The 5,249-nt window shown below is 58.3% G+C and carries 9 protein-coding genes and 1 tRNA gene; 7 read left to right on the forward strand and 3 right to left on the reverse strand.

Annotation, left to right across the window (positions count from 1 at the left end; translation table 11 throughout):
• Positions 1-58 precede the first annotated feature (58 nt).
• Positions 59-778, forward strand: coding sequence for a Uma2 family endonuclease (locus NW839_RS11655; protein ID WP_414352196.1), 720 nt, complete (start codon positions 59-61; stop codon positions 776-778).
• Positions 779-821: 43 nt separating this feature from the next.
• Here NW839_RS11655 and NW839_RS11660 read toward each other — a convergent pair whose 3' ends face one another.
• Together NW839_RS11660 and NW839_RS11665 are read right to left on the reverse strand one after the other, a co-directional pair.
• Positions 822-1,298, reverse strand: a complete 477-nt coding sequence (locus NW839_RS11660) for an urease accessory protein UreE (RefSeq protein ID WP_414352195.1) — start codon at positions 1,296-1,298, stop codon at positions 822-824.
• Positions 1,295-1,633, reverse strand: a complete 339-nt coding sequence (locus NW839_RS11665) for a hypothetical protein (protein ID WP_011433606.1) — start codon at positions 1,631-1,633, stop codon at positions 1,295-1,297. Before NW839_RS11665 ends, NW839_RS11660 begins: the two co-directional genes overlap by 4 nt.
• A 42-nt stretch (positions 1,634-1,675) precedes the next feature.
• Here NW839_RS11665 and NW839_RS11670 point away from each other — a divergent pair, with 42 nt between their 5' ends.
• From NW839_RS11670 to NW839_RS11680, 3 genes are all read left to right on the forward strand, one after another.
• The gene (locus tag NW839_RS11670) at positions 1,676-2,002 is read left to right on the forward strand and encodes a phasin family protein (RefSeq protein WP_011433607.1); all 327 of its coding nucleotides are present in this window, start codon (positions 1,676-1,678) and stop codon (positions 2,000-2,002) included.
• A 107-nt stretch (positions 2,003-2,109) separates the two neighbouring features.
• Positions 2,110-2,712 carry a 3-isopropylmalate dehydratase small subunit gene (gene leuD, locus NW839_RS11675; protein ID WP_414342404.1) on the forward strand — a complete coding sequence of 201 codons (603 nt, stop codon included), beginning with the start codon at positions 2,110-2,112 and terminating at the stop codon, positions 2,710-2,712.
• Entirely contained in the window at positions 2,709-3,764 is a 1,056-nt protein-coding gene (locus NW839_RS11680) for an SAM-dependent methyltransferase (protein ID WP_414352194.1), read from the forward strand. Before leuD ends, NW839_RS11680 begins: the two co-directional genes overlap by 4 nt.
• On the opposite strand, the gene NW839_RS11685 is transcribed toward NW839_RS11680, so the two are convergent.
• On the reverse strand, positions 3,761-3,955 hold the full coding sequence (locus tag NW839_RS11685; RefSeq protein WP_011433610.1) for a hypothetical protein: 195 nt from the start codon (positions 3,953-3,955) through the stop codon (positions 3,761-3,763). The genes NW839_RS11680 and NW839_RS11685 overlap by 4 nt on opposite strands.
• Positions 3,956-4,094: 139 nt before the next feature.
• On the opposite strand from NW839_RS11685, the gene NW839_RS11690 reads away from it, so the two are divergent.
• The 3 genes from NW839_RS11690 (at position 4,095) to NW839_RS11700 (ending at position 5,010) form a co-directional block, all read left to right on the forward strand.
• A complete protein-coding gene (locus NW839_RS11690; RefSeq protein WP_011433611.1) occupies positions 4,095-4,334 on the forward strand; it encodes a hypothetical protein in 240 nt (79 codons plus the stop codon).
• Between the two features lie 90 nt (positions 4,335-4,424).
• Positions 4,425-4,838 carry an NfeD family protein gene (locus tag NW839_RS11695; RefSeq protein WP_414352193.1) on the forward strand — a complete coding sequence of 138 codons (414 nt, stop codon included), beginning with the start codon at positions 4,425-4,427 and terminating at the stop codon, positions 4,836-4,838.
• Between the two features lie 98 nt (positions 4,839-4,936).
• A tRNA-Pro gene (locus tag NW839_RS11700) sits at positions 4,937-5,010 on the forward strand.
• Positions 5,011-5,249: the final 239 nt, after the last annotated feature.

A 5,249-nucleotide genomic window follows, 5' to 3' on the forward strand; every position in this document is an offset into this window, starting at 1 on the left:
CAAACAGAATGCTATCGCTGCATAGTTGAACAGTGATGTTCAGCAGTGTTCAGCGTAAATGTATCAGCTGGTCATGAGCGTCAGTAGCCCTTCCTTCCGTGAACTGCCCATCTTAGAAAGCGGCGATCGTCTCACCCGCGATGAGTTTGAACGGCGCTATCAAGCCATGCCTCAGCTCAAAAAAGCCGAGCTGATTGAGGGAATTGTTTACGTGGCATCTCCCCTCAGATATCGCCGACATGGCAGACCACACAGCCACATCATGGCCTGGCTGGGAGTTTATGAAGCAGCAACGCCGGGGGTTGAGTCGGCGGGCAATCCAACCGTTCGCCTGGACTTGGACAATGAGCCGCAGCCAGATGCCATATTGCGGATGCACGAATCTTGTGGGGGACAGTCCCGCATTAGCGAGGATGACTACATTGAGGGTGCACCGGAGCTGATTGTGGAGATTGCCGCCAGCACAGCTTCCTACGACCTGCATGATAAGCTGCGGGCCTACCGGCGCAACGGCGTGCGGGAATATCTGGTCTGGCTAACCCAAGAGCAAGCCTTTCGCTGGTATGTCTTCCAGAATGGAGAGTACGTGCAGCAACAGCCCAATGAGTTGGGCGTTTTGTACAGTCGGGTGTTTCCGGGGTTGTGGTTAGCCGTGGACGCGCTGCTGACGGGCAACATGCAGCAGGTGTTGGGTGTGCTGCAAAGGGGAATTGAGTCGGAGGAACACCGAGAGTTTGCAGCGCGGTTGGCAACCCGAGAAGCAGAGGCTGGAGCCTAGGCCATGAGTCGGAGGGACGGGTTTGCGCTCGCAAAGGCTCAGGTTAATGGCTGTGGGCCAACAGGTTGGGCTCGAAGACAGCCATCTCCAACCGAAACGGGATCCCCATGTGGGCCAGCCAGTCCTGCAGCGGATCATCGGCCAGCGCCAGGATCTGTCCTTGGAGGGAAACGTGGGCCGGACGGTGCCAGTTGCCCAGTTGATGAATCACTTGGCCCATCTGGATGGGGTTTTCAGGTTGAATCAAGAGCACCGGTTCGGGTTGGGCTTTGACCCGAATGTGTCGCTGCGCATCCGCATAGAGCAGATCCCCATCGTGAAGATGGGTGCCGCGGGGCAGCATCAGCTGGATCTCGGTGCCCCGATCGCTCACCAGCCGTTGCCGGGATCGCTGGCGGTCGTGCCAAGTGAGGGAAACCACTTCCAATTGGCCGGGGATCCCCTCTGACGGCTCGTCCAGCAGTTGCGTCACCGTAATGGCCGCGGGCTCCTCTCCCGCAGCATGGGCATCTTCGCTCATGTTAGGGACTCCAGATATTGGCTGAGGTCTTCTTGAAGGCGAGAGAACTCCACTTCGGTGGAAAGGCGCAGCACCTTGGTTTTCAGAGTCACCAGCACCTTGGCTGCGTGGGGGCCAGCCCAGATGTTGGGGTTGCAGAACATCTCCAAGCTGAAATCTTCAGTAGGGTAACGAAACTCAACCGGCTCCTGAGGCTGCTGTCGGGAACGGATCTTGAGTCGCTCCAAGAGGATTTGCAGAGCCTTGTGCCATTGTTGTGCCGCCTCAGGCGAAAGGGAGAAACTGGCCGAGCCGGTTGCGAAGTTGAGGGCAAACTGAGGAAAATGGGTAGTCATGGAGGCCCGTACCGTTCGCGAAGCGTCCTTTGGAGGGCAGCATTGGACAACAACAGTATCTTACGTCAGCTCTTGCTAATGGGCGTGGGCACAACCACTCTGCTGGCAGAACAGTTGAGAAAGGCTGCCGACGACTTGGTGCAGAAGGGGCAGCTCAACCCAGAAGAGGCATCCAATGTCATCAACAACCTGCTCAACCAGGTGAAGGCCGAGCAGAGTAACTTTGAATCCTACGTTCAGCGGCAGGTGCGCAACGTCCTGCAGGATCTGGGCGTGCCCCGCCAATCGGAAATGGACGAGCTGCGGGGGCGGCTGGATCGGCTGGAGCGGCAGGTGCGCAATTTGGAAAATCAGGTTTACCGCCGGTAGCCGAGCTGAGCCTTCCCCTTTTGCCGGCTTTCCTTTGCCGTTGGGCAGGGTTTTGCCGAACGTTGCGATACCCTGAAGTCCTCTCTGGGAGAATTCATCAAGTTCCCATGTCAAGCGAAGTTTTGACCGTCACAGGCCGAGGGATCCCCCTGCTGGGCAACGACATCGACACCGATCGGATTATCCCGGCCCGCTTTTTGAAGTGCGTCACCTTCGACGGCTTGGGCCAGCACGTGTTTGCCGACGACCGCGCCCAGGATCCCGGCCAACACCCCTTCGATCAACCCCAGTACCAGGGAGCCCAGATCCTCGTGGTCAATGCCAATTTTGGCTGTGGCTCCAGCCGGGAGCATGCCCCCCAAGCGCTGGCCAAATGGGGGATCCGCGCTCTCATCGGTGAAAGCTTTGCCGAGATTTTCTTCGGCAACTGCTTGGCCCTAGGGATCCCTTGTGTTACGGCACCCCCGGCTGTGATTCAAGCCCTGCAGAAGGCGGTGGCGGAAAATCCCCAGCTCCAGTTGACGCTGGATCTGCCCAACAAACAGGTGCGCTGGGAGGCAAATACCGCTGCTGTGGAGATCCCCCAGGGAGCCTGGCAAATGCTGGTGCAGGGCACCTGGGACGCCACAGGACAACTGCTGGCCGCCCAAGCCCAGATTCAGCAAGTAGCCGCTTCTTTACCCTACGTGCGTTGGCAGCGAGCCCGTTGAGCAATCCTCTCCCCCCTGATACCCATACATGGCTGGGCAGTGCTGACCCAGATTTTCTGGATTTGGCGATCCGGGAGATAGAAGCTGCGGATCCAGAGGCTGCCGTGCAGCGGCTAAAGGAAGCACCCGGCTTGGTATGGGTGTGCAGCCAACGCTCATTTGCTGACCTGGCTGAGGCTTGGCAAGCTGACCCGCCCATTTTTTTACGCCACATCTGCCCCATTCACCAAGAACGGCGGCTGGCCGAGGGATCCTTAGTTGAATTGCGCCTTGATGGGGAAATGTTGGCAGCCATTGACCCCGCCCTCAGCTTTTCGGTTCAGACGCGCCTGTTTGGAGAGCCGGCTCTCAAGCCCTTCCAGGTCAATGAAACCCTGGCCGAACAGGTGATGGCAGCGGTGGGATCCCCCCTGCAGGTCAAAGACCCCCAGCAGGTGATCTCGGTGGTGATCCTGGCTCAACCGATGGGCATTCGCGCTTGGCTGGGCCTATCCTTGGCTGCCCAGAACCTCTCCAACTGGGCCGGTGGGATCCATCGCTTTCGGCGGGATCCAGAGCAAATCAGCCGCTCCGAGTTTAAGCTGCTGGAGGCCATCCAGGTGTTTCAGATTCCCTTGGTGCCGGGGGGACAGGCTCTGGATCTGGGGGCAGCACCGGGGGGATGGTCGCGCATTTTGCGTCTATATGGCCAGCAGGTCACGGCAGTGGATCCGGGGGACTTGGACGAGCGCCTCAGCCAAGATCCGGGGATCTGCCACCATCGCCTCAGCGCCCAAGCCTACTTGGCCCGTGGCCCAGGCCGGTTTCACCTCATCCTCAACGACATGCGCATGGATGGCCCGGCTTCCGCCCACCTGATGGTGGCTTTTGCTCCCCATCTGGAGCCACAGGGGAGAGCTGTGATGACCCTGAAGCTACCCCACCAACACCGCCTGCGGGTGCTGCGGCAAAGTCTGGAGATTTTGGGTAGTGCCTTCCCCTTGGTGAGGGCCCGCCACCTGTTTCACAACCGCAGCGAAGTCACCCTCTACTTGGGGATCCCTGCCCCTTAATCTGCCGTTTCCACCACCTGAATCTCCCGACGGAGCACCATTTCGCGAATGGACTCCAGCAAGCCTATCTCTTCGGGGGAGATTTTGCCGTCCGACCGGATGGCGTTGACGATTTGATCCACCTCTGTGCGGGTGAGCTTCTTGTCTTCCAGCGCTCGGTCCACCAGCGCTTGCAATTGCGAAAACTCCATAAGGCTCCTCTTGCTTGAACAGGTCTTGTCGCCTCATTTCCTCATCTAAGCTACCCGCGCTGCCCAAAATCTCCTGCAAGCGCAAGATTCTCTTCAGGTATCCTAAAGAAAATGTGAAACCCACCGAGAGGAAGACATCATGGCTGGCCCGGATCCCAGGAGCACTGCGCACGATTGCGCCACCCTCTGTCGAGATGGCTGTGTCTTGGGAGAGGACTGCCCCCACCGAGAGGCGGCTCGCCAAGCCGTGGCCTTTGTCATGAGCACCGACTGGGAGACCTTGATGCGGATCGCCGAATCCAAGAACCTACCCAAAAGCTCCCCTCAGGAAGAGATGGATCCCCTGCAGTTTTTGGAAAATTACCGCTTGGGCGGGTAAGCCCCAACCAGTCTCCCTAAGGACAAGGGATCCCTGCTGAGGATCCAGGGGTTTTGAGCCATACTGAATTTGGTGGGATCCCTGGATTCTATGGTTTGGCCTTGGATCGTCATCGGGTTAGTCCTCATTTCTGCCGAATTGTTTTTGCCAGAATTGGTTGCCGGCTCGGTGGGGTTGGCGGCGCTCTTGGCAGGGCTTTTGGCCTATTTGGGTTTGCCAATCTGGGTGCAATTTGCCGCCTGGATTGGGGCATCGGTGGTGTTGATCATCCTCAGTCGCCGTCTGGTGCCCCATGGGTCGGTTCAGATAGAAGAATCTCGGGAGGCGCGGGCAGTCACCACCATTCCGCCGGGCGAACGGGGGCGGGTTTCTTATCTGGGTTCCACCTGGAACGCCAAGTGCAGCATCCCCAACCTGGAAATCCAAGCCGGGCAGGAGCTCTACGTGGTGGAGCGACAGGGGAATACCCTCATTGTCATGCCGGCCAAGATGCTCAAGTCCTGACCTGGACAAATGTTTGTTTCCCTTGTTGCCTTGAGGGAGGGATCCCTGCTTGGGTGTGCATCAGAGGCGGGGATCTGGCATAATCACAAAAGCTAAGCCGGGATGTAGCGCAGCTTGGTAGCGCATCTGCTTTGGGAGCAGAGGGCCGCAGGTTCAAATCCTGTCATCCCGATCCTGACTGCGACGGGAATTGAGCCGTTTACGCTATTGACCGAGAGTTTCCCACCTATCCAGAGCCCCGCAGCCAAAACCCGCATCTATCGGCAGGGGTGCAGTCTTTGTCTTGAAGGCGCAAGAAGCAAACTCTTCGATTCTTCGATGCCATGAAAGAAATGGGCGGATCAGCTAGAAATCGCAGGAGCCCCGCACTGTACCCGTAGGGTCAGTGTCGGGAGGAATGCGGAAGTTATG

Source organism: Synechococcus sp. R5-15 (genome assembly GCF_047462035.1).
In the GTDB taxonomy this organism is placed as follows: Bacteria; Cyanobacteriota; Cyanobacteriia; order Thermostichales; family Thermostichaceae; genus Thermostichus.